Source organism: Nonlabens sp. Asnod3-A02 (assembly GCF_045063755.1).
GTDB classification, from domain to species: Bacteria; Bacteroidota; Bacteroidia; order Flavobacteriales; family Flavobacteriaceae; genus Nonlabens; species Nonlabens xylanidelens.
In genome coordinates, this window is the sequence record NZ_JBEFOC010000007.1 from 1,407,206 (window position 1) to 1,428,557 (window position 21,352).

General features: G+C 33.8%; 18 protein-coding genes. 7 read left to right on the forward strand and 11 right to left on the reverse strand.

The window, feature by feature from the left end; genetic code table 11:
- Positions 1-32: 32 nt before the first annotated feature.
- A complete protein-coding gene (locus ACJJVN_RS09805; RefSeq protein WP_104515058.1) occupies positions 33-1,232 on the forward strand; it encodes a Pycsar system effector family protein in 1,200 nt (399 codons plus the stop codon).
- Here ACJJVN_RS09805 and ACJJVN_RS09810 read toward each other — a convergent pair.
- Positions 1,213-3,582, reverse strand: a complete 2,370-nt coding sequence (locus ACJJVN_RS09810) for a GAF domain-containing protein (RefSeq protein ID WP_405368824.1) — start codon at positions 3,580-3,582, stop codon at positions 1,213-1,215. The genes ACJJVN_RS09805 and ACJJVN_RS09810 overlap by 20 nt on opposite strands.
- Before the next feature lie 112 nt (positions 3,583-3,694).
- Here ACJJVN_RS09810 and ACJJVN_RS09815 point away from each other — a divergent pair, with 112 nt between their 5' ends.
- Positions 3,695-4,810, forward strand: a complete 1,116-nt coding sequence (locus tag ACJJVN_RS09815; RefSeq protein ID WP_405377973.1) for a redoxin domain-containing protein — start codon at positions 3,695-3,697, stop codon at positions 4,808-4,810.
- A gap of 14 nt (positions 4,811-4,824) precedes the next feature.
- Here ACJJVN_RS09815 and ACJJVN_RS09820 read toward each other — a convergent pair whose 3' ends face one another.
- Complete coding sequence (locus tag ACJJVN_RS09820; protein ID WP_104515061.1) at positions 4,825-5,460, reverse strand: rhomboid family intramembrane serine protease; 636 nt, start codon at positions 5,458-5,460, stop codon at positions 4,825-4,827.
- A gap of 48 nt (positions 5,461-5,508) precedes the next feature.
- Here ACJJVN_RS09820 and ACJJVN_RS09825 point away from each other — a divergent pair, with 48 nt between their 5' ends.
- On the forward strand, positions 5,509-6,420 hold the full coding sequence (locus tag ACJJVN_RS09825) for a lysophospholipid acyltransferase family protein (protein WP_104515062.1): 912 nt from the start codon (positions 5,509-5,511) through the stop codon (positions 6,418-6,420).
- Here the strand turns inward: ACJJVN_RS09825 and glmM are convergent.
- Complete coding sequence (gene glmM / locus ACJJVN_RS09830; RefSeq protein ID WP_104515063.1) at positions 6,380-7,774, reverse strand: phosphoglucosamine mutase; 1,395 nt, start codon at positions 7,772-7,774, stop codon at positions 6,380-6,382. The two genes, ACJJVN_RS09825 and glmM, sit on opposite strands and share 41 nt — an antisense overlap.
- A 63-nt stretch (positions 7,775-7,837) precedes the next feature.
- Between glmM and ACJJVN_RS09835 the strand changes: the two genes are divergently transcribed.
- Positions 7,838-8,422 carry an ACP phosphodiesterase gene (locus ACJJVN_RS09835; RefSeq protein ID WP_405368833.1) on the forward strand — a complete coding sequence of 195 codons (585 nt, stop codon included), beginning with the start codon at positions 7,838-7,840 and terminating at the stop codon, positions 8,420-8,422.
- 167 nt (positions 8,423-8,589) lie between these two features.
- Here the strand turns inward: ACJJVN_RS09835 and ACJJVN_RS09840 are convergent, their stop codons facing one another.
- The 6 genes from ACJJVN_RS09840 to ACJJVN_RS09865 form a co-directional block, all read right to left on the reverse strand.
- Entirely contained in the window at positions 8,590-9,057 is a 468-nt protein-coding gene (locus tag ACJJVN_RS09840; protein WP_405377974.1) for a hypothetical protein, read from the reverse strand.
- A gap of 1,243 nt (positions 9,058-10,300) precedes the next feature.
- Positions 10,301-10,789, reverse strand: coding sequence for a hypothetical protein (locus ACJJVN_RS09845; RefSeq protein WP_405377975.1), 489 nt, complete (start codon positions 10,787-10,789; stop codon positions 10,301-10,303).
- Positions 10,790-11,046: 257 nt separating this feature from the next.
- A complete protein-coding gene (locus ACJJVN_RS09850) occupies positions 11,047-11,997 on the reverse strand; it encodes a hypothetical protein (protein ID WP_405377976.1) in 951 nt (316 codons plus the stop codon).
- Entirely contained in the window at positions 11,945-13,036 is a 1,092-nt protein-coding gene (locus ACJJVN_RS09855) for an RHS repeat domain-containing protein (RefSeq protein ID WP_405377977.1), read from the reverse strand. Before ACJJVN_RS09855 ends, ACJJVN_RS09850 begins: the two co-directional genes overlap by 53 nt.
- Positions 13,037-13,110: 74 nt before the next feature.
- The gene (locus ACJJVN_RS09860; protein ID WP_405368837.1) at positions 13,111-14,217 is read right to left on the reverse strand and encodes an OmpA family protein; all 1,107 of its coding nucleotides are present in this window, start codon (positions 14,215-14,217) and stop codon (positions 13,111-13,113) included.
- A 137-nt stretch (positions 14,218-14,354) separates the two neighbouring features.
- On the reverse strand, positions 14,355-15,374 hold the full coding sequence (locus tag ACJJVN_RS09865) for a threonine aldolase family protein (RefSeq protein ID WP_405377978.1): 1,020 nt from the start codon (positions 15,372-15,374) through the stop codon (positions 14,355-14,357).
- Between the two features lie 120 nt (positions 15,375-15,494).
- Between ACJJVN_RS09865 and prfB the strand changes: the two genes are divergently transcribed.
- The 3 genes from prfB (at position 15,495) to ACJJVN_RS09880 (ending at position 19,712) form a co-directional block, all read left to right on the forward strand.
- Positions 15,495-16,601, forward strand: a complete 1,107-nt coding sequence (gene prfB, locus ACJJVN_RS09870) for a peptide chain release factor 2 (RefSeq protein ID WP_104515069.1) — start codon at positions 15,495-15,497, stop codon at positions 16,599-16,601.
- Between the two features lie 70 nt (positions 16,602-16,671).
- Positions 16,672-19,116, forward strand: a complete 2,445-nt coding sequence (locus ACJJVN_RS09875) for a TonB-dependent receptor domain-containing protein (protein WP_405377979.1) — start codon at positions 16,672-16,674, stop codon at positions 19,114-19,116.
- 98 nt (positions 19,117-19,214) lie between these two features.
- On the forward strand, positions 19,215-19,712 hold the full coding sequence (locus ACJJVN_RS09880; protein WP_104515071.1) for a hypothetical protein: 498 nt from the start codon (positions 19,215-19,217) through the stop codon (positions 19,710-19,712).
- Between the two features lie 77 nt (positions 19,713-19,789).
- Here the strand turns inward: ACJJVN_RS09880 and ACJJVN_RS09885 are convergent, their stop codons facing one another.
- Positions 19,790-20,182, reverse strand: a complete 393-nt coding sequence (locus ACJJVN_RS09885) for a protease complex subunit PrcB family protein (RefSeq protein WP_405377980.1) — start codon at positions 20,180-20,182, stop codon at positions 19,790-19,792.
- A 31-nt stretch (positions 20,183-20,213) separates the two neighbouring features.
- Positions 20,214-21,350 carry an N-acetyl-alpha-D-glucosaminyl L-malate synthase BshA gene (gene bshA / locus ACJJVN_RS09890; protein ID WP_104515073.1) on the reverse strand — a complete coding sequence of 379 codons (1,137 nt, stop codon included), beginning with the start codon at positions 21,348-21,350 and terminating at the stop codon, positions 20,214-20,216.
- Positions 21,351-21,352: the final 2 nt, after the last annotated feature.

Here is a 21,352-nt window from a genome sequence, read left to right on the forward strand (position 1 = left end):
GAATCATATTAATTTTAGCCCAAACAATAGGAATGAGCGATATTTTAAAAATTACTGACGATTTTGTATTAAATCTGTTAAAAAACCATCTCGATGAAAAATATGTGTATCATAATTATACACATACTCGACGAGTTGTTAAAAGTACACAGGAAATAATCGACAATTCTGAAATCAATGTTAAAGAGCAAAAAGGACTTCTACTTGCAGCATGGCTGCACGATACCGGCTATATTAAAGGTGCTGAAGGACATGAAGAAGAAAGCGCGCGCATCGCTGAGGAGTTTTTAAAAGAACAAAATGAAGATCAAAACTCTATAGACCTTGTTAAAAGACTTATTCTAGCGACTAAATTTAGCGGTGTTCCTGAATGTCCTCTAGAAGAAATTATTAGAGATGCAGACGCATCGCACTTTGCTAAGGATTATTATAATGAAACTAGTGAGTTATTAAAACGCGAGCTTAAACTAAGAGGTCGCGACTATACTGGTAAACAATGGCGCAAAGAGAACATAAAGGTCTTTACAGAAAAGCACCGTTATTACAGCGCTTATGCGATTAAAAACTGGAATACCGCAAAAAATAACAACTTACTAGATCTTATTAAAGCCAAAAAGAAAAAGAAAAATAAGATTGAAAAGGAACAGGTAAAAGTAGATCTTAAAAACCAGAGTCCAGAAAGGGCTATACAGACTCTTTTTAGAACCACGTTACGTAATCACATCAAGTTAAGTGATATTGCAGACACTAAGGCAAACATACTGCTGTCGGTAAATGCTATTATTATATCTCTAGCTCTAGCAAACATTATCCCTAAACTGGATCAAATATCTAACCGTCATTTATTATGGCCTACTCTAGTTTTGATATTATTTTCTGTTGCGAGCATTGTTCTTTCTATTATGTCTACACGTCCTAATGTAACGAGTGGAGAATTTACAGATGAGCAAGTTCAAAAACGCGAAGTAAACCTACTCTTTTTCGGGAATTTTCATAAAGTCCCTTTTAAGAGATATGAAAAAGCAATAATGGGCTTACTAGATAATAAGGAAGAAGTTTACCAGTCTTTGCTTAAAGACTTATGGTTATTAGGTCTGGTATTGAATAGAAAGTATACTTTATTAAGATGGACGTACACCATCTTTATGGTAGGTATCATAACAAGTGTAATCGCTTTTATACTAGCTTTCTACACAACAGATTTTGAACAATTTACAAATGCAATTCCTTAACAAGGTCTTCATAAGTAAGTGTCCCACTGGCTACCTTCACGTCATAAAGTACATTTACTCTTAACGCTTTTAATCCTACAACACCTTGAACATCTTCTAGTTCGAGGTGTTCTATTTCTTTACCTAAAAGATTATTGTACTGTAAGAAACTGATATAACGCATGTACTCACGTTCTGTTTCTTTGTTCGTATAAACGATAGCGATTTTACCTTTTTGGGTAATACGCTCATCGGTTCCTTTAATATTAGCTTTATCTATACGCTTTTTGATCACCTCATAACGCGCATTGTAAGCACCATCTACATCGAAACGTTTTTCATCAATACGGTATCTGATGCTTAGTGTGTTATCAAAAACTAAAATCATACTAGCCGCCTCTATTACGGTAGGCAAATTTTCTTGAACCGAATAGAATTTGTTCTCCATCTCTATCATGGTCTGTAATTGCCATAATCTCAAGTTGTATAAATAAACAACGTTAAATTCTTGATCTACAGCAACACTACTACCTACATAAATATTATGTTCTACACCATCGGTTTTAAAACGCTCAAAAAAGTGAGGGAATATTTCTTGAGCTTCTAACTGTCTTCTATCTATACATGCAGACAGCGATTCATTAATCGCTTGTACCGTGTTATCATAATCGTTTCTAGTTTTATAAATAACACCACTAGATTCGTCTATTTCTAATTGATAATCCCCTACCATCTCTACAATTTTAGGAGATAATTGCATGAGGTGTTCCATTACAGGATTAATTTCTTCTGTAAGCAACTTAATGATATCTCTTTCAGAATTTGCATCTATACTGCCGCTTTCTAATTCTTTGCGATATTCTAGTACACGATACGAGATTTGATCGTAGATGGGTAATTTTTCATACGCTTTCGCGAAAGCGAATATTTCACAAACCTTATCGAGTTGATTAAGTAAATCAAATTTAATAGCCTCGTTGCGAGCGTCACTACTACCTACTATATCAATCTGGCCGTATAATGGATGTACATCTTCAAATTTTACATCTTTAAAAGATTCACTTTGAGAATTGCGAGCACGAGCTTTTAATATTCTACGAGCTTCTCTCTCAAATTTCCATTGTACACTAGAATGTATAGAAGTACACTCTGTTTGTATTAACGCTTTTACACTGTTTTCATATTCCTGCTCTGTACGTATCAAAGCTGCTTTAATATAGCCAGCAATACTGTCTATTTTTATGACATTAAAACTGTTAAGAGCAAATTTCTTTTTACTGACTATTTCTAGTATTCCTATTAACTTTTTTGACTTTGTAATAGGATAAAAAATAGCACTTTTAATATCGTTTTTAAGCAGATTATCTGTTAGAAATTTATTTTGAATTTTAGCTCCATAATCTTCTACATCAGTGATAACTAACGGCTCAAATTCTTCTATTAAGAGTTGATAACTATGTGCACAAAGAGCGTTATCACAGTGTTTCTCATGACTGTCTGCAAGTAAAAAACTTTCTGAATCGTGATAACCTACAGACTCAAATGTTTTATCATAATTATCATAAGACGTAAATCCTACACGTAGATTTTCTAAGTTAAAAATGTTTCTAAAAATAGATTCCATTTTTTCTGTCTGGTCCTTCTTACTATTAGTAGAATCTAAGAGAACCGTTTTTAAGTCAGAAATTGCGGCATCCATAGTTACGTCAGTAAAATTAACGATACCAAAGCCATTAAAAGTATAACTACCTTTAGGAAAACCTTTTTTCCATAACTCTTCATCATCAGGAGATCTAAGGAGGTTTTTTATGTCTTTTTCAGATAATCGATAACGTTCATCGTTTAATTCTATATCTACAAAATCTGCATTATAAGCGACGCGATATGTTCGGTTAACACCATTTGCGTCAGGTATTTTTATTAATATAGGTCTACCTAAATCAATAGATTTACCGTATAACTGATTGAGTATAACACCACAAGACATTCTAAAAGTGTCAAATGAGTTATCTGTCATGATGAGCAGCTTAAAATCTTCTCCTGCATCTTTAAATATATTTTTAAGACGCTCTGTTTTATTAAATAAAATATCAGAAAACGGTATGGTTGCTGCTTTTATCTCATTAAGAGTTAGGGCTGCTGGAAAAAGATCTGAGAGTAAAACATTAATAGACTCTTTATGTATAGCAAGCTCATCTTCTTGAATACCATTAACAAGCTCTTCATGCTCATCTACATATTGAAGTATAGACGAGATGTATAATTTCTTAAAATTACTCTCTTCATGCTGTAAACGAGTGACATACTGATCTACAACCTTTTTAAAGGTTAAGTTCACATTCATATATCCACCGTCGTAATTTCTTCTCATATTACAAAGATACCTTATCTCTTTAATCACCATAGATTATGGTGTTAATTTTTGATTTCTTTAACCAGTACTTTACACATAAATCAATTATTTTAGCCGAAAATCCAATTTCATGAAGTACGCACTGATTCTTTTCACCTTTTTTGCCATAAACCAATGTAATGAAAAAGCAAAAGAAACGCATTTTATAGATGGTAACGCACCTGGAGTAGCAAACGGTATGCGTGTTTACATGAATGCACTGGATGAAAACGGTCGTTCCATTCCTGTAGATACCAACATTGTAATGAACGAGAAATTCTTCTTTGACAAAAAAGAAGAATTAGAATCAGAACAAATGAGGTTCCTTACCATAGATGGTAGTGAGGGAAACATCGTTCTTTTAATTAAAAATGAAAACATCCAGGTAAACGTAAAGAAGGACTCTCTATTTGCTAGTGAAGTAACTGGTAGTGCGTCTAACAAAGCTCTAGAAGATTTTAAATCTAAACAAGCTGCGTATACTGTAAAAGCAAAGTCTTTTAATACACAAAGATCTACAGCTATGAAAAGTCAGGATGTAGAATCTATGACTAGTGTTAATAATCAATGGATGGCGGCAGAGCTAGATTTTAAATCGTACTCTACAAATTTAATAACCACTAATAATAAGAGTATCGTTGCTCCTATGATTTTAGGTGAATTACTTAAAAACAAATTAGTAGATTCTAAAGGTGCTCGTGAACTTTACAACACCTTTGACCCTAGTATTCAAAATTCTTTAATGGCTACTAGAATTGATATGTATTTAAGTAAGGAAGAGTCTGTTGCTATAGGAGCAAAAGCCCCTGACTTTGAAGGAGCAGATCCTGATGGTAAAATGATTAAACTTAATGATGTATTAGGTAAGGTTACATTGATTGATTTTTGGGCATCCTGGTGTGGACCATGTAGACGTGAAAATCCTAATGTAGTGGCAGCTTATAACAAATACCACGACAAAGGTTTTAACATCATAAGTGTATCTCTAGATCGTAAAGGTGGTGATAAGGCATGGAAAGCTGCTATCATTAAAGATAAAATGGACTGGAATCACGTTTCTAGGTTGCAGTACTTTGGACCGATAGCACAATTATATAATGTAAGTGCTATTCCTTCTACCTTTTTACTAGATGAAAATGGAATTATTATAGAGACCAATCTTAGAGGACAGCAATTACACGATAAACTAGAGGAGCTTTTAAACTAAGAGAATCTGGGTATCTAGCGATTTCCCGTAAATCGCATTAAAATAAACAATACAATTATCGCGGCTAGTAAACCTATCGCGGTGACAGTATTGGTATACACTACATCAAAATTATAGATTAAGGTAAGTATAAAACCGGCTACTGCTCCACCAAAATGAGCATCGTGCCCTATATTATCGTTTAATTTTTTCATTCCATAGAAGGAGTATATTAAGTATCCAATTCCAAAAACATAACCTGGTACAAAATATATAGTCATTCCTGGATCTAGAAGAATACCGCTATAAATAATTCCTGAAACCGCACCACTAGCACCTAGCGCGCTATAGTGATACTCATCTTTGTGAAATAAATAGCTCAAAAAATTACCTCCTAGAAGACTGACTAAATAAATAATTAGAAATTTTATATCGCCTAATTCCCTGACTACTGCACCAGAAAAGAAAAACAGTGTCAACATGTTAAAGAAAAGATGACGCTGGTCTGCATGCAAGAAACCACTCGTAAAAAAGCGCCATTGCTCACCTCTCTCTATTCCTGCAATATTGAAAAGGTATTTACTTCTAAAACTATAATCTTGAAATCCTTTGAAGCTAATAATTAAATTAGCAGCTATTACAACTATAGTGACTATATCTAGATTGTACATGTTTAAATTTATAAGATACAAGATAGTATATTTGTTTAAAATTCATAGATGCAAGCCTTGGCTTTTTACCTTATATACCCCATTCTTTGGGTGATCTCTAGATTACCTTTTCCTATAGTCTATTTAATAAGTGATTTCTTCTACTTTATCACCTATTATGTAATCGGTTACCGCAAAGAGGTTATTAGGAATAATATCAAAACTGCTTTTCCAGAAAAGGACGATAAAGAGATCACTAGGTTAGCTAAAAAAAGCACCCAACACTTTTGCGACATTTTTATAGAGATGATAAAATCTATGGGAATGAGTAAAGAATCTATGAAAAAGAGATTTACTTGTAGCAATCCTGAAATGGTTAACGCTTTCGCGAAAGCGAAACAACCCATAATAATAATGTTCGGACATCAAGCTAGTTATGAATGGACTATGGTTCTAGATGACGTGTTAGATTATAAAGTTTATGCGGTATATAAACCTCTTAAAAATAAGAAGTTCAATGATCTTATAGTTAACATAAGAAAAAAGTTTAATAGTGAAATGGTAGCAATGAAAAAAGCTACGGCACTTATGAGCAAATCTGTAGAAAATGAAGCAGCATTATTTGCATTAATTGCAGACCAATCTCCTAAAGCTGGACGTGCACAATATTTTACTAATTTCTTTAATAAACCTAGTGCTGTTTTTAAAGGCGCAGAGCGTATTGCTATAGAGCACGGTACTGCAGTAGTATTTCTTAAAGTAAAGAAGGTTAAACGCGGTTATTACGAGACGGAATTTGTGACCATATCAAAAAATGGATCAGATACAAAGGACTGGGAAATAACCGATAAATTTTTCCAGTTGCTTGAAGAACAAATCGTCAAGCAACCAGAATATTATTTATGGTCTCACAAGAGATGGAAATCTACTCTTGAGAATACTAAGCGTGCTGTTGAGCTATCACCTCTAATTCAGCAATAAAACGATCTGCAAGATCATCTGCTGTTTTTTGAGATGGTGCTTCTGTATAGATACGTATAATAGGTTCTGTATTTGATTTTCTCATGTGTACCCACTGGTCTGCAAAATCTATTTTTATACCGTCTATGCTTGTTACCTCTTCGCTCTTATATTGAGTATGAATATCTTCTAAAATAGCATCTACTGGCATTCCTTTTACCAGCTGTACTTTTTTCTTACTCATAAAATAAGATGGGTAACTAGCTCTTAATTCACTTACTTTCATTTTCTTTTCTGTAAGTAAAGAGAGAAACATAGCAACACCTACTAATGCATCGCGACCGTAATGAGAATCTGGATAGATAATACCACCATTACCTTCTCCACCTATAACAGCGCCTTGATCTTTCATTTTTTGAACGACGTTCACCTCTCCTACTGCAGCAGCATAATAGATACCACCGTGCTTTTCTGTCACATCTCTCAATGCTCTAGAAGAAGAAAGGTTAGAAACGGTATTACCTTTATTATGTCCTAGAATATAATCTGCACAAGCTACAAGTGTGTATTCTTCTCCAAACATTTCTCCAGTCTCATCTACAAATGCTAGTCTATCAACATCTGGATCTACCGTTATACCAAAATGCGCGTTATGAGTCTTTACCGCTTTACATAAATCTCCTAAATGTTCTTTAAGAGGTTCTGGATTGTGAGGGAAATGTCCTGTTGGATCGCAGTACAACTCTACCACTTCTACTCCTAGCGCTTTACATAGTGCAGGGATAGCAATACCACCAGTACTATTTACACCATCTACAACAACTTTAAAACCTGCCGCTTTTATAGCGTCTATTTGTGTAACTGGCATATCCAGCACCATTTTGATATGTCTGTCGATATAATTTTCTATGACTTCTACCGTTCCTAGGTCATCAACATCTGCATAACTGAAATCTTCTTTCTCTGCAGAATCTAGTATTTTCTGTCCTTCAGCACCGTTTAAGAATTCTCCTTTATTATTTAATAATTTTAAAGCATTCCATTGCTTAGGGTTATGACTTGCTGTTAAAATAATACCACCATCGGCATTTTCATTAGGCACAGCCAGTTCTACTGTAGGCGTGGTACTTAAACCTAAATCAACAATATGGCATCCCATACCTATTAAGGTATTTTGCACCAGTGACTGTATCATCGCACCACTTATTCTAGCATCTCTACCTATTACAACTTTAGGGGCTGATTTTCCAGAATTTTCTTTGATCCATATAGCATATGCACTGGCAAATTTTACAGCATCTAGTGGTGTAAGGTTATCGCCAGGTGCACCACCTATGGTACCACGTATTCCTGATATAGATTTTATAAGAGTCATTATATATTACTTTACATTTACAACAAAAGTAATCTTTCTAAAAAGCAATCCCCAATTAAGCCTATGAATTATCTCGCTCACATATATTTATCAAAAGAAGACAAAGAGTTAAGAATAGGAAATTTTATAGCAGATTCTGTCAGAGGTAAAAACTTTAGCATGTTTCCTGATCGTGTGGCACAAGGAATTATACTGCATAGACATATTGATACTTTTACAGACACACATCCTATAGTACGTCAAAGTAAGGATTTAATAAGAGGTGAATATGGACACTGGAGCAGTGTAATAGTAGATATCTATTACGATCATTTTCTAGCTGCAAACTGGTCAGATTTTCACAACCAGCCTCTAGATGAATATGTGCAAGGTTTTTACAAGGACTTGCATGATAGTTATAGTATTTTACCAGATAAAGTACAAAAATTCTTACCTTATATGGTAGAGCAAAATTGGATTAATAGTTATGCAACTGTAGATGGTATTTCTAGAATTTTTCATCAAATGAATGAAAGAACTAAAGGAAGAAGTAAAATGAACTTTGCTCCCATAGATTTAATGAAGTATTACAATGAACTAGAGCGTCACTTCAGAGCATTTTTTGAAGATCTAGAGTTTCATGTTAAGCAACGTATGTTAGAGTTGTAAGAAAGCAAGCGTTTTAAAACGTATCTCTTTATTTTGGAGATTACTTTAATGAAAATATGATTTTGTTTACTCTTTTACTCGTACTCGGTACTAGTTACAAACTAGCACTAGCCGTTGTGTGTATTGGCGCCAGCAAGGGATTTTAAACCATCAACTATTCTGATCCATTACCAATCATCCTCAATATCTTCTATAATCGGACATTGTTCAGAAAAATCGGAATCCCTTTCGATTATAAAAGGGTTTTCAAGTTTATTACTCATATAAAAACTACCATGTTTTATTAAGTCTGTTAATTTTTCTATCTCCCATTCGGTTTTATCAATATTAGATCCAAAAAAGAAAGCATCTTCTTCTCCATTAGATATTTCAAAAGTATTTGAATAATTTTTATTACCTAAAAAAAGAGTGTCCTTATTATGTGTTATAAATAAATTTTTGTACTCATTTTTTATAATTACCGTCTCATTTGAAAAATTACTTACGCCAATATGAATTTCTATATATGGGCTTGAAAACGGAGGAGTATTTTCGCCATAATTCCTAATTTGTAAACACTTTAAACTATAGTTAACTTTACTTCTATTACAAGAAACTAGGGCCAGTCCAAAAATTAATATAAAGATGTATTTCATAATTTACCTATTTTAACTACAAACTCTTTTCTTTTTGATTCTCTCAACTCTTGGTCTTCAATTCCCTTAATCATATCAAAGATTGCATTAGTTGTATTAGTCTGTTAATTCTCAACTGTATTTTATAGTATTCTGAGAAAATTTCTGTATCATAAATATTTAAATGTATTAACATAGCCCTTGCTAGTGCTAGTGCTCGTTTCTAACGAGTACCAAATCAACCAATTAAGAATAGAGTTTAATCAATTCTATAAAACGCTACATAAAAGTAAAACATAAATTTAGACTTAAAAAAACATTACTGGCTTTCTTTACTTTACTCTTTTACTAATGCTCGGTACCAGTTAAAAACTGGCACTAGCGGTCGTTTATACTGGCGCCAGCAGGAGACAGAACTGTTAATGGAAAGCAGTTGTTGTAAAACAGTCTCTAGTTCTTACTAAGTTTCTAAAAAAAACACATGTATCATTTCTTAGAGATAGATCTTTGGAGTATAGATTTACCATGACATCTATCTCATCCATTTGCATTCTGTTATTTACATCGAATTGAAAGTTTAAATTATTCTTCCTTTGTAACATAAACGTGTCTACATCTTTATATATAGGGTATATATTTATGCTATCTATGTACAAATTTCTCAAGTCTAAAGACCTAATTCTAATATTTAATGAACTGTTCGTTGGATGATCATGTAATTCGCAGTCTAACTCCATAAAAGATGATTGATATTCTTTATTTAGATAATAAACATTACATTTTTCACAGGAAATCAATAAAGTCAATAATACAAAAATTAATAAGGAACTGAATTTACGCATATTTCATAGTTGTTTTGAAAGTCAAGCCGTCAGGCGATTAATTTAGGTAGGATTATCTTATCAAATTATTTCTGTGGCTTTATTTTTCTTTTTTCAACAGTCGTATTATCAATTTTAACTTCATTTCTTTCAGGCTCTATTTTTTTATTATGCACTTCAAGTATTACATTTATAATAGATTTAGTCATAGCTTTAGTATCCTTTCCCTTGCTAGCGTTAGTGCTCGTTTCTAACGAGTACCAAACTAACCAATTAAGAATAGAGTTTAATCAATTCTATAAAACGCTACATAAAAATAAAACATAAATTTAGACTTAAAAAAACATTATTAGCTTTCTTTACTTTACTCTTTTACTCATGCTCGGTACCAGTTAAAAACTGGCACTAGCCGTTGTGTGTATTAGCGCCAGCAAGGCTATAGTTTAGTTAACATTTTTACATAATAATTTAGATCCGCAGGTTTTTAAGTCCACATAAATTTCTTCATCATTATAATTGAGTTCAATAGCTTTATTTCTAATCTTCTCAAGAACTTCATAAACTAATCTATCATGTATACGTCGTCTTTCAATTTCTGAAAAGTTATTTTCACTATTGAGCCAGCGTTCTTTTTCAAATGAATAAATATACCTTATAGATTCTGATCCTTGAAAAGTAACCATATAAATCTCTTGAGGTTCTTTATCAAAATAGAATATTCTATATATTAAATGATCATAATCATTAAATTGAAGTAAGTGATTATATTTTTTAGGTAAAGCTAAAATTCCTTCATTATGAGTGGAGTCCGTAACATCTATGAGTGTCTTAGATTTTATATTTGATGATAATATAATTATAGAGCCTATGTTCCCTGATTCATAACAATTTGTCAGTATTATAAAACTAAATAAAATGACTATTTTTTTCATTATTTTATTTTTACTATTGGCTCCTTGCTAGCGCTAGTGCTCGTTTCTAACGAGTACCAAACCAACCAATTAAGAATAGAGTTTAATCAATTCTATAAAACGCTACATAAAAGTAAAACATAAATTTAGACTTAAAAAAAACATTACTAACTTTCTTTACTTTACTCTTTTGCTAATGCTCGGTACCAGTTACAAAATGGCACTAGCAGTCGTCTATACTGGCGCCAGCAGGAGACAATATATTTTACCATAAAATCTCAAATTTTAATCCTAGTAGTTTCGGCAATTTCAAGATCTGTACTTAACTGGAGGTATTTAGCTATAGAGGATATACTGTAACTAGTATTGTTTGAATTCAATTTAAATTTAAGGGCTTCACTTGCTCGGAAATCATCATTTATATGAAATTTATTAATCGTATAATAATAGTTTGATTCTATGTCTATTTTTAAAAAAAAAGAACTTTTTAAATCTAAACTTTCTCCATTTATCGAAGTTAGTTCACTGACCTCTGGGAAATTTTTTATATGATCCGTGCTAATCAAGATATTATTTTCTTTAAATATTTTCTTATCTATTACCAAATAGCTATCAAATACTCTATTCAATTTATCTTGATCAATAGTAAATTTTTTAATTGGTATTTTAATCATTTCATTATTAAGCTTAAAATAATTAGTTTTTTTAGAATTTGACACGAACTCTAAAAATTTATTTTCTTGTATATAAGTACCGTAATTCTTAAAATGTGGGTCTATATATGATGTTTTGCTGTATACCATTAAATGTTCTTTAAATTGACCATTTTTATACACTACTAAAAAAGCTTTGTTATCAAAATAATCATCTTGTTTAAAAAGTGCTTTATATAAATAAAATGATAAACCTTCAATAGTATCAATCCGACCAATCCCATAAAAATTTAAAGATTCATCTAAATTTTCATGTCTAATCCCTTGCTGATCATCGGGAAATATATTATTTAATTCTGATTTTTTAATTTTATTATAATGACTCGATTCCATTAATAAATCATCAATTAAAACATGATTGATATTTGGAAATAAATTTTCAATGTTTTTCCCTAACCAATTTTCATAGTTCTGAGCATTTGTTAAAAAAAAATTAGATAATAAAAATATTGGAAATAAAAAATTAATCTTTAAATTTTTCCATGGGTTTAAGTCCCCTTTTTGCACGTTTTTCATTTACTGTCTTTAGTTTGTCAGCGTTATATTTCTCCTTAGTAATTTCATTATCCTTTTTCTCACCTTGATGTGTTACAGATTTTAAAATATGACTAGTATTTTTAGTTTCTTCCACTAAAACAGGTACAATATCCATACTTATATTTATACCGTTTAGATTCGAAGAATCATCTATCAATATCGGTTGTTGTAAGGATGTAGATTGCATTAAATCAACTTCTATGCCTAACATTTCTAAGTGAGATTTAATTTCTTTGATCTTATCAGATGACACATCTTCTGCTGTAATAGTCATATAAGAAACTAATGAATACGATTCCAACGTAACATCAGAAGTTACTTCAAACTCTCCTACAAATCTTTCACCCAAAATAGTAGCCTTGTCGTATTCTGTTGTTGTACGAGTTTCAGTCACTCCAATTTTTTTGTTTAGTTCTTCTTTCCTAATATCTATTCTTGACTTCACAATAGAACTTAAATTATCTAATAATTTGGAAGGATTATTATAAATACCGTTAAAAAATGGATCTACCATCCTTGGATCAGCTTGAAAATAATTATTGCCTCTAATAGCAAACCTATGCGCTGTTGTGATATTATCATAGTTACCAAAAGATAATGCCGCTTGAGACAGAGAAATATTTTGCTTTACTACTCCGAATTCAACCATCTCGTCATATTCAACCGTAATCACATATTCTGGTGGGCAGCCCCAGCATTTTTTATATTGATCTCTTTTTACAGTAAATTCAAGACCTTCCAATTCAATACCATCAATAACTCTATTCTCACTGAAAGCATAAGGGCTATTCCAAGAATATTGTTTACTCAAAGGGTCAACGGCAAAAAATCTCATAAGTCGCGGATCATGCATCCTATACTTGTAGTTATAGGAGTTTCCTTCTCCTTTTATTTCATCGTCTTTTTCCTGCCCTTGAAATCCGTATCTATAAGAATCGCTATCTACACTACCGTGGCGGTTAGGTAGTAGCATTCCGCCGGGATAGTAATCATTAACCAAAACTTCATTCCATAACATTTCCCAATAATAACAAAAAAAAGGGCTGTCTTGCGACAGCCCTTTTAATACATTTTTTTGAAACTAACTAGTGACTAGTTGTTGATCAAACGGAATTCAGTACGACGGTTTGCTCTGTGCTCACGCTCAGTACAAGAAACACCATCAGCACATCTGTTCTTTAAACGAGTCTCACCATAACCGTTAGCTACGATACGAGATGCGTTGATACCTTTAGAGATAAGGTAGTTTGCTACAGACTGTGCACGTCTTTCAGATAGAGCTTGGTTAGAAGTTCTAGATCCTTTAGAGTCAGTATGAGAAGCAACTTCTACTTTAGAACCAGCAGTACTGTTAAGAGCAGAAAGAAGTTTAGCGTCGATTTCTCTTTTGTCAGCAGCAGTTAATGTAGAGCTACCAGTTGCCCAGTTGATCGCAAGACCATTGTACTCAACTAATTTACAGTCTACCTCAGACCATACAGTAAGACCACCTTTAGAAACTAATCTCTCACGAGATACAGACTTAGATGTAGAAGGAACAACGTTTTCAGTTGTAGAAGCATCAGACTTTAATACAGTCTTAGTAATGTTAGCATATTCTGCAGGAATTTCAATTTCTTCAACTCTAGCTGGTTGATCAACAACACGTACAGTATAAGTACCTGACTGCTCAGCTACTGGAGTACGGTTAAAAGATGCATCACTTGCAAGAGTAGTTAAAGATACAGTAGTATACTCAGCTGGGTAACCTTTATAACACCAGTAACGACAGTCATCTGGGTTAGAAGAAGTACATTCTGCTGGTGGTACTGAACTCATTTCCCATTGTGCATAAGCTGGCTTCACCTCTACAGTTTCAGTAGTTTTACCAAAAGTAGCTGGAGTAATAGAAATAGTAGAACCTGCTTGTTTCTTAAGGTAAGTTCTAGTTTCAGTCTTATAAGTTGCAGGAATTACTCTTAATTTCTTAGAAGCTTCTTTTACAAGAACTCTTTCTGTAACAGTTTCATAAGTTGCAGGAACAACTTTTAACGTCTTATAAGCTGGTGTTGCCACTAAACTTATAGTTTCATTTTCATAAACGTCAGGCGTTGTACAACGTACATAACATTTACCTGGCTCTGGGTTAGTAGGTAAATCTTGAGCAAAAGCAAAACTTCCTGCCGCGATAGCTACTAAGGATAGTACTAATTTTTTCATTTGGAATAAATTTGATTAATAATTATGGTTCAAAGGTCTTTTAAATTTAGAGTAATCCAATTAAATACCTAGTAAAAATAACCCCTCTTAGATGAAAGTACTAATATTATCGATGAAACACATTTTAACAGTGTGTCTTATAGTTTTGTTATAAAATTCTTAAATAATTGGATTACCGCAATATGATCCTTATGAGTGTAATCTAAATGCGTTACTAATCTCAATTTACCTTGCCCCATATTGCTAATAATCAAATCATTACCACTACAGTAATCCATTACTTGCAATTCATCTTCTACCTCAAAGATCACTATATTAGTCTCTACCTCTTCTACTTTGATAACATAAGGTAAAGTTTTAAGTACCTCTCCTAATTCTTTGGCTCTATCGTGATCTTGTTTTAATCTATCTATATTATGGTCTAATGCATAAATAGCTGCTGCTGCCATATACCCTACTTGTCTCATGCCACCACCTAGTACTTTGCGCACACGCATCGCTTTTTTCATGATCTCCTTCTTACCAGTGAGAACGGTCCCTAGCGGTGTCCCCATTCCTTTAGAAAAACACACAGAAATAGTATCAAATATTTCTCCATATTCTTTTGGATCCTGACCGGTCGCTACCAGAGCATTCCATAAACGAGCGCCATCTAGGTGCAGTCCTAGATTATGGTCGTCACACACTTTTCTTACCTCCTTAAATGTGCTCATATCATAACAGGCACCGCCACCTTTATTGGTTGTATTCTCTAAACAAACTAACGTTGTTAAAGCACTGTGATAAAAATCTGGCGGATTTATAGCCTCCATTACCTGAGCTGCCGTAACCATACCACGATCGCCATCTAATAACCTACAAGAAACACCACTATTAAAAGAAGCGCCACCACCTTCATAATTAAATACATGAGCATATTTATCACATATCAATTGCTCTCCAGGCTGAGTATGCATTTTTATAGCAGCCTGATTTGCCATACTACCAGTAGGAAAAAACAAGGCATCTTCCATACCGAACATTTCTGCAACACGTCTCTCTAATTCGTTAACCGTAGGATCTTCCTTATACACATCATCTCCTACTTCCGCTTGGAACATGGCTTGCATCATTTCTTTGCTAGGTTTTGTTACGGTATCACTTCTTAAATCTATCATATGTTTATGTTCTAGTTACGCTTTCGCGAAAGCGAGATAAAAATAATATCTATACCATATATATGTATCTATAATGGCAAAGAATTTAATTCTATTTTTGCAATCGCCGAAAATAGAACTATGATTACTGCCGAACAGGTTAAAGAATTACAAGAACGTGTTGAAAAACTGAAGGATTATCTACAAATTGATGCCAAACAAATTGAGATAACTAACCTAGAAGAGAAGACCTTTTCACCAGATTTTTGGAATACGCCCAAAGATGCAGAGGTCATCATGAAACTATTGCGTACTAAAAAGCAATGGACTACAGATTATGCTACCGCAGTAACTCTTACAGAAGATCTTGAAGTACTCTTTGAATTCTTTAAAGAAGGTGAGGCTAGTGAAGAAGATGTAATGGCAAAGTACAATGCCACTAATGATCTAATTGAAAAGCTAGAGTTTAAAAACATGCTTTCTAACGAGGGTGATGACATGAGTGCCGTCCTACAAATTACTGCCGGCGCTGGTGGTACAGAGTCTTGTGACTGGGCAGAGATGCTTATGAGAATGTACATGATGTGGGCAGAGAAGAATGGTTATAAGGTTAAGGAACTTAACTTTCAGGCAGGTGATGTGGCCGGTATTAAAACCGTTACTCTAGAGATAGAAGGTGATTATAGTTTTGGCTGGTTAAAAAGTGAAAATGGTGTACATAGATTGGTACGTATATCTCCTTTTGACTCTAATGCAAAACGACATACCTCTTTTGCGTCTGTATATGTCTATCCTCTTGCAGACGATTCTATAGAAATAGACATTAACCCAGCAGATATTAATTGGGATTTTGCTAGATCTAGTGGTGCTGGTGGTCAAAATGTGAATAAAGTAGAGACTAAGGCCATACTTACTCACCACCCATCTGGTATAGTAATTCATAATTCTGAAACGCGCTCTCAACTAGAAAACCGTGAAAAAGCGATGCAAATGCTTAAATCACAACTTTTTGAAATAGAATTGCAAAAACGTAATGCCGCGAGACAAGAGATAGAAGCTGGTAAGATGAAAATAGAATGGGGTTCTCAAATACGTAATTATGTATTGCATCCCTATAAACTTATTAAAGATGTGAGAACAGGACATGAAACTGGTAATACAGACGCTGTTCTTAACGGTGACATAGACGCTTTTCTTAAAGCTTTCTTAATGGAAAGTAGTAAAGAAAAGCCTAGTGACGAGCTTTAACGTAACTTTAGCAAAGTCTGATTAACCCTTCAGATAGATTTGCCGTCTTAGAAGAAACTTTAAGATTGTTATGAAAAAAATTATTACGTTACTCCTGTTGTTAACGGCGACATTGGGTTATTCACAAAATTCAAATCCCATTACCATTAAGGGTAAGTTAGTAGATAAAACTTCTGGTGAGGCGCTAGAATTTGCTACTATTTCATTTATTAGTGCTACTCCTGATAAATCTCCACAAGGTGGTGTTACCGATCTAGAAGGTAATTATCAATTTAATGTTACTCCTGGTACTTATACTATTAAGTGGGAATACATCACTTTTAAAAGTCTTATTAAAACAGGCCAGGTAATCGACGCAAATCAAGATTATGGAACTATCGCTCTAGAACAAGACGTTGCAGAGTTAGATGGTGTACTGATCGTAGCAGAAAAAACTACTGTGGACATACGTCTTGATAAAAAAATCTATAACATAGGTAAGGATTTAACTGTACGTGGTGGTAGCGCAAGTGATGTGCTAGATAACGTGCCGTCTGTATCTGTAGATGTAGAAGGAAATGTTGCGTTGAGAGGTAATGATGATGTTACTATTTTAATAGATGGTAGACCGAGTGCTCTCGTAGGATTTAACGGTGCAGAGGCATTAAGACAAATTCCAGCAGATGCGATTGAAAAAATAGAAGTTATAACAGCACCTAGTGCAAGGTATGATGCAGAAGGTACTGCTGGTATCTTAAATATAATTCTAAGAAAAAATAAACTTTTAGGTTTTAACGGTACCCTGCAATTAGATACTGGTTATAACCCACAATTAGGCCTTTCTTTCAATGGTAACTACCGTACTGAAAAATGGAACTTTTTCACCAACACTGGTTTTAGATACAGAGAGACTCCTGGTAACTCTACAACAAATACAGAATATCCAGTCGGTACAGCATTAAATACGTTTGTGAATGAAGAGCGTGATTTTGACCGATTAGGTAGAAACTTCTTTACAAGTCTAGGTGCTGAGTATTTTATAAATGACCAGTCTAGTATAGTTGCAAACATCGTTTACCGTCTAGGTAATGATGACGATGTGAACACAAACGTTATTGAACGTCTAGATGAAAATGGAAATTTAAATGAAGCTACCACACGTGTAGAGGCTGAAGCTGAAGACGATACTAGAGTACAATACTCTCTTGATTACAAGAATGATCTAGATGATAATGGTCAGAAAATTACAGCTAGCATACAGTACTCTACTTCTATCAGTGATCAAAATGCTAACATTCTAGAAACTGAAACTACTACTAACACAATTAATGATGTAGAACGCACATTTACTGATGAAGATGAGCAAAATGCTACAGCGCAATTTGATTATGTTTTACCTATAGGAGAAGACACGCAGTTTGAGGCTGGTTATAGAGGTAACTACCGTGATATTAGCAACTCTTTTTTCTTAGAAGAAATAGCACAAGATGACTTACCTAATGGACCGCTACTTCCAGATGCTGGACTTAACAATACCTTTGATTACGAAGAGTTAGTAAACGCAGTTTATAGTCAGTACGGTAAAGAATTTGGTAAATTTTCTTTCCTTGCAGGTTTAAGATTTGAGCAAACTAATGTTACTATTAAACAAGCTACTAGTAATACAGAAGATAAGAAAGACTACAGCAGCCTCTTCCCTACTCTTAACTTAGGATATGAGTTACAAGACGGTGAAAATATTACTTTAGGGTATAACAGACGTGTAAGAAGACCTCGAGGACGTTTCTTAAACCCTTTCCCAAGTAGATCTAGTGAGTCTAACGTGTTTCAAGGAAATGTAGATCTAGACCCTACTTTTACTAATTCCATAGATTTAGGTTATTTAAGAAGATGGAGTAAATTTACTTTTAATACCTCTATCTATTATAATCGTAGTGATGATAACTGGGAATTTATTCAAGAAGACACAGGTGCTGTAACCGATAATGGTGACCCAATCATAAGACGTACACCAGTAAACCTATCTACACAAGAACGTATAGGTTATGAATTAACTATGATGTACAGACCTTTTAAATGGTGGACTATTAATACAGACTTCAATTTATACAGAGCAACTACGGATGGAGATTTTGGAGGTCAAAATTTTGATTTTGAAAACACTTCATACTTTGCTAGACTGAACCAAAAATTCAGTATCCCATCTGGAATTGATCTGCAGACTAGATTAAATTATCGTGGTGCTTCAGAAAATGCACAAACGACTACCGATGGTATTTTTACTATGAATCTAGCAGCAAGTAAAGACATTTTAGGTGACGATGCTACAATATCTCTTAACGTAAGTGATTTATTTAATAGTCGTAAAAGACAAAGTACTACAATCACTGACGACTTCACAACAGACAGTGAATTTCAATGGAGAGAGAGACAAGTGAATTTAAGCTTTGTGTATAGATTTAATCAAAAGAAGAAAAATGCTCGTAATGGCGGTGCCAACGGTGGTGGCGGTGAGGATTTTGAATTTGAAGGATAAACCTTAACTTCTTTTAAGAACATATCGCATTTAATTAACAATATATAAACTTAATCAATAATTTAACTAGTAGATATTTGTAAAAAATTAAATCAATTATGAAAAAAGTATTTTTTACAGTGATGTTAGTAATAGGTGCAGTAGCCATGAGTGAAGCACAAGAAGTTTCTAAAAATGCGATAGGAATACGTACTGGTGATGGTGACGGTTTTGGTACTGAAATTTCTTACCAAAGGGCTTTAAGTGATAACAATAGATTAGAAATAGATCTAGGTTATGAAAGTGGAGATAATTTTGATGGTTTTAAAGCGACAGGATTATACCAGTGGATGTGGAACATAGAAGGTGGTTTTAACTGGTATGCAGGTGCTGGTGGTGGCTTAGGAACTATTAGTCTAGACGACGATTTCCCTGGAAGAAACAACTTTGATGATGATTCTGAAACTTTCATTTTTGCAGCTGGACAAGTAGGTATAGAATACAACTTTGACATTCCATTACTACTTTCTCTAGACGTACGACCAGAGTTTTACTTTGGTGATTTTAGAGATGGAAATGATCTAGATATCGCCTTAGGAATAAGATATCAGTTCTAGAACAGACGTATGATAAACATACTAAAAACGGCGATCATTTGTGATCGCCGTTTTTTTATGGTATATATTTCCTGTTACTATTTAACAGTCACCTTTATGGAGTCTGCAGGCTGGTTAGCTAGTAGTACTATTCCTGGCGTGGTCATTCCCATGGTTACCATATCTTGTGGTGCAGGAGATTGAGTATAAATTATATATTTGACTACTTCACTCTTGTTCACCTTTACTTTAGTAAAAGAAAAGCCTCCGGTAGATTTCTGCCCCATTGCAGCAACGATAACAGACTGCTTTTTAAAATCTATAACCGGTAGTTCTAAATGTGGTGATCTCGTTTCATTTAATTGCTCATAAAGTGCTACTAACTCTTTTTCATTATCAATCACATAAGCACTTTCTTCTGTAATATTAGTATTGCTCTCTTTAAGAATTATAATGAAATCCTCGCCGCCAGATTTAAGAGTCTGGTTCACTAATTCTTTTTTGCTACAGCACGAGCTTAGACTAATTAGGCTTAGTGCCAGCAAGCACGTTTTCATATAATTTTTCATATTGTGGTATTATATTTAGTATGTCGTATTGTTCCGCTTTCGCGAAAGCGGCATTCTTAAAATCACTTAAAACCTGATCATCTTTTAAGATCTTAATAGCATTTGCAGCCATCTCATCTACATCACCCACATTACTTGTAAAACCAGAAACACCATCTTCATTCACCTCTGGAAGGCCACCTGTATTAGAAGAAATTACTGGTGTGCGATTTGCCATAGCTTCTAGCGCTGCGAGTCCAAAACTTTCTTTTTTTGAAGGCAATAAAAACAAGTCCGAAAAGCAAAGGATGCGGTCTATTTCTGTACTGTTTCCTACCCACTTAATTTTCATTTTTAAGCCTGCTTTATTTGCATATTCTTCTGCAGCAAATCGTTCTGGGCCATCACCTACCATAATGAGTATAGAAGGGATTTCTTTTTGAACCTTCTCAAATATTTTGATAATATCCATCACCCTTTTAACTGGGCGCATGTTAGATACATGAGTGATAATACGCTCTTCTGGAAAAGCCATTACAGACCTGTCACAATCCTTAAACTCGGTCTTATACAAAGACATATCTATAAAATTAGGAACTACATCTATCTCTTTCTTTATATCAAAAAGCTTTAATGTATCTCTCTTTAAACTAGCTGATACAGATGTAACCGCATCACTATTATTAATACTAAAAGTAACCGAAGGCTTATAAACAGGATGGTTACCTACAAGTGTAATATCTGTACCATGCAACGTGGTGACCATAGGTATTATGATGCCTTGTTCTTTTAACATTTGTTGCGCCATGTAACCTGCATAAGCATGCGGTATGGCATAATGTACATGAAGTAATTCTATGCCATATTCTTGAACTACATTAACCAGTTTACTAGATAATGCAAGATCATAGGGCTGGTAATGAAATAAAGGATACTCTTCTACATTTACCTCATGAAAGAATATATTTCTAGATAACAACTCTAGTCGTACCGGTTGTTTATAAGTAACAAAATGAACTTCGTGCCCACGTTGAGCGAGTGCGGTACCCAACATGGTAGCAACTACTCCACTACCACCGAAGGTAGGATAACAAACTATAGCTAGTTTCATTA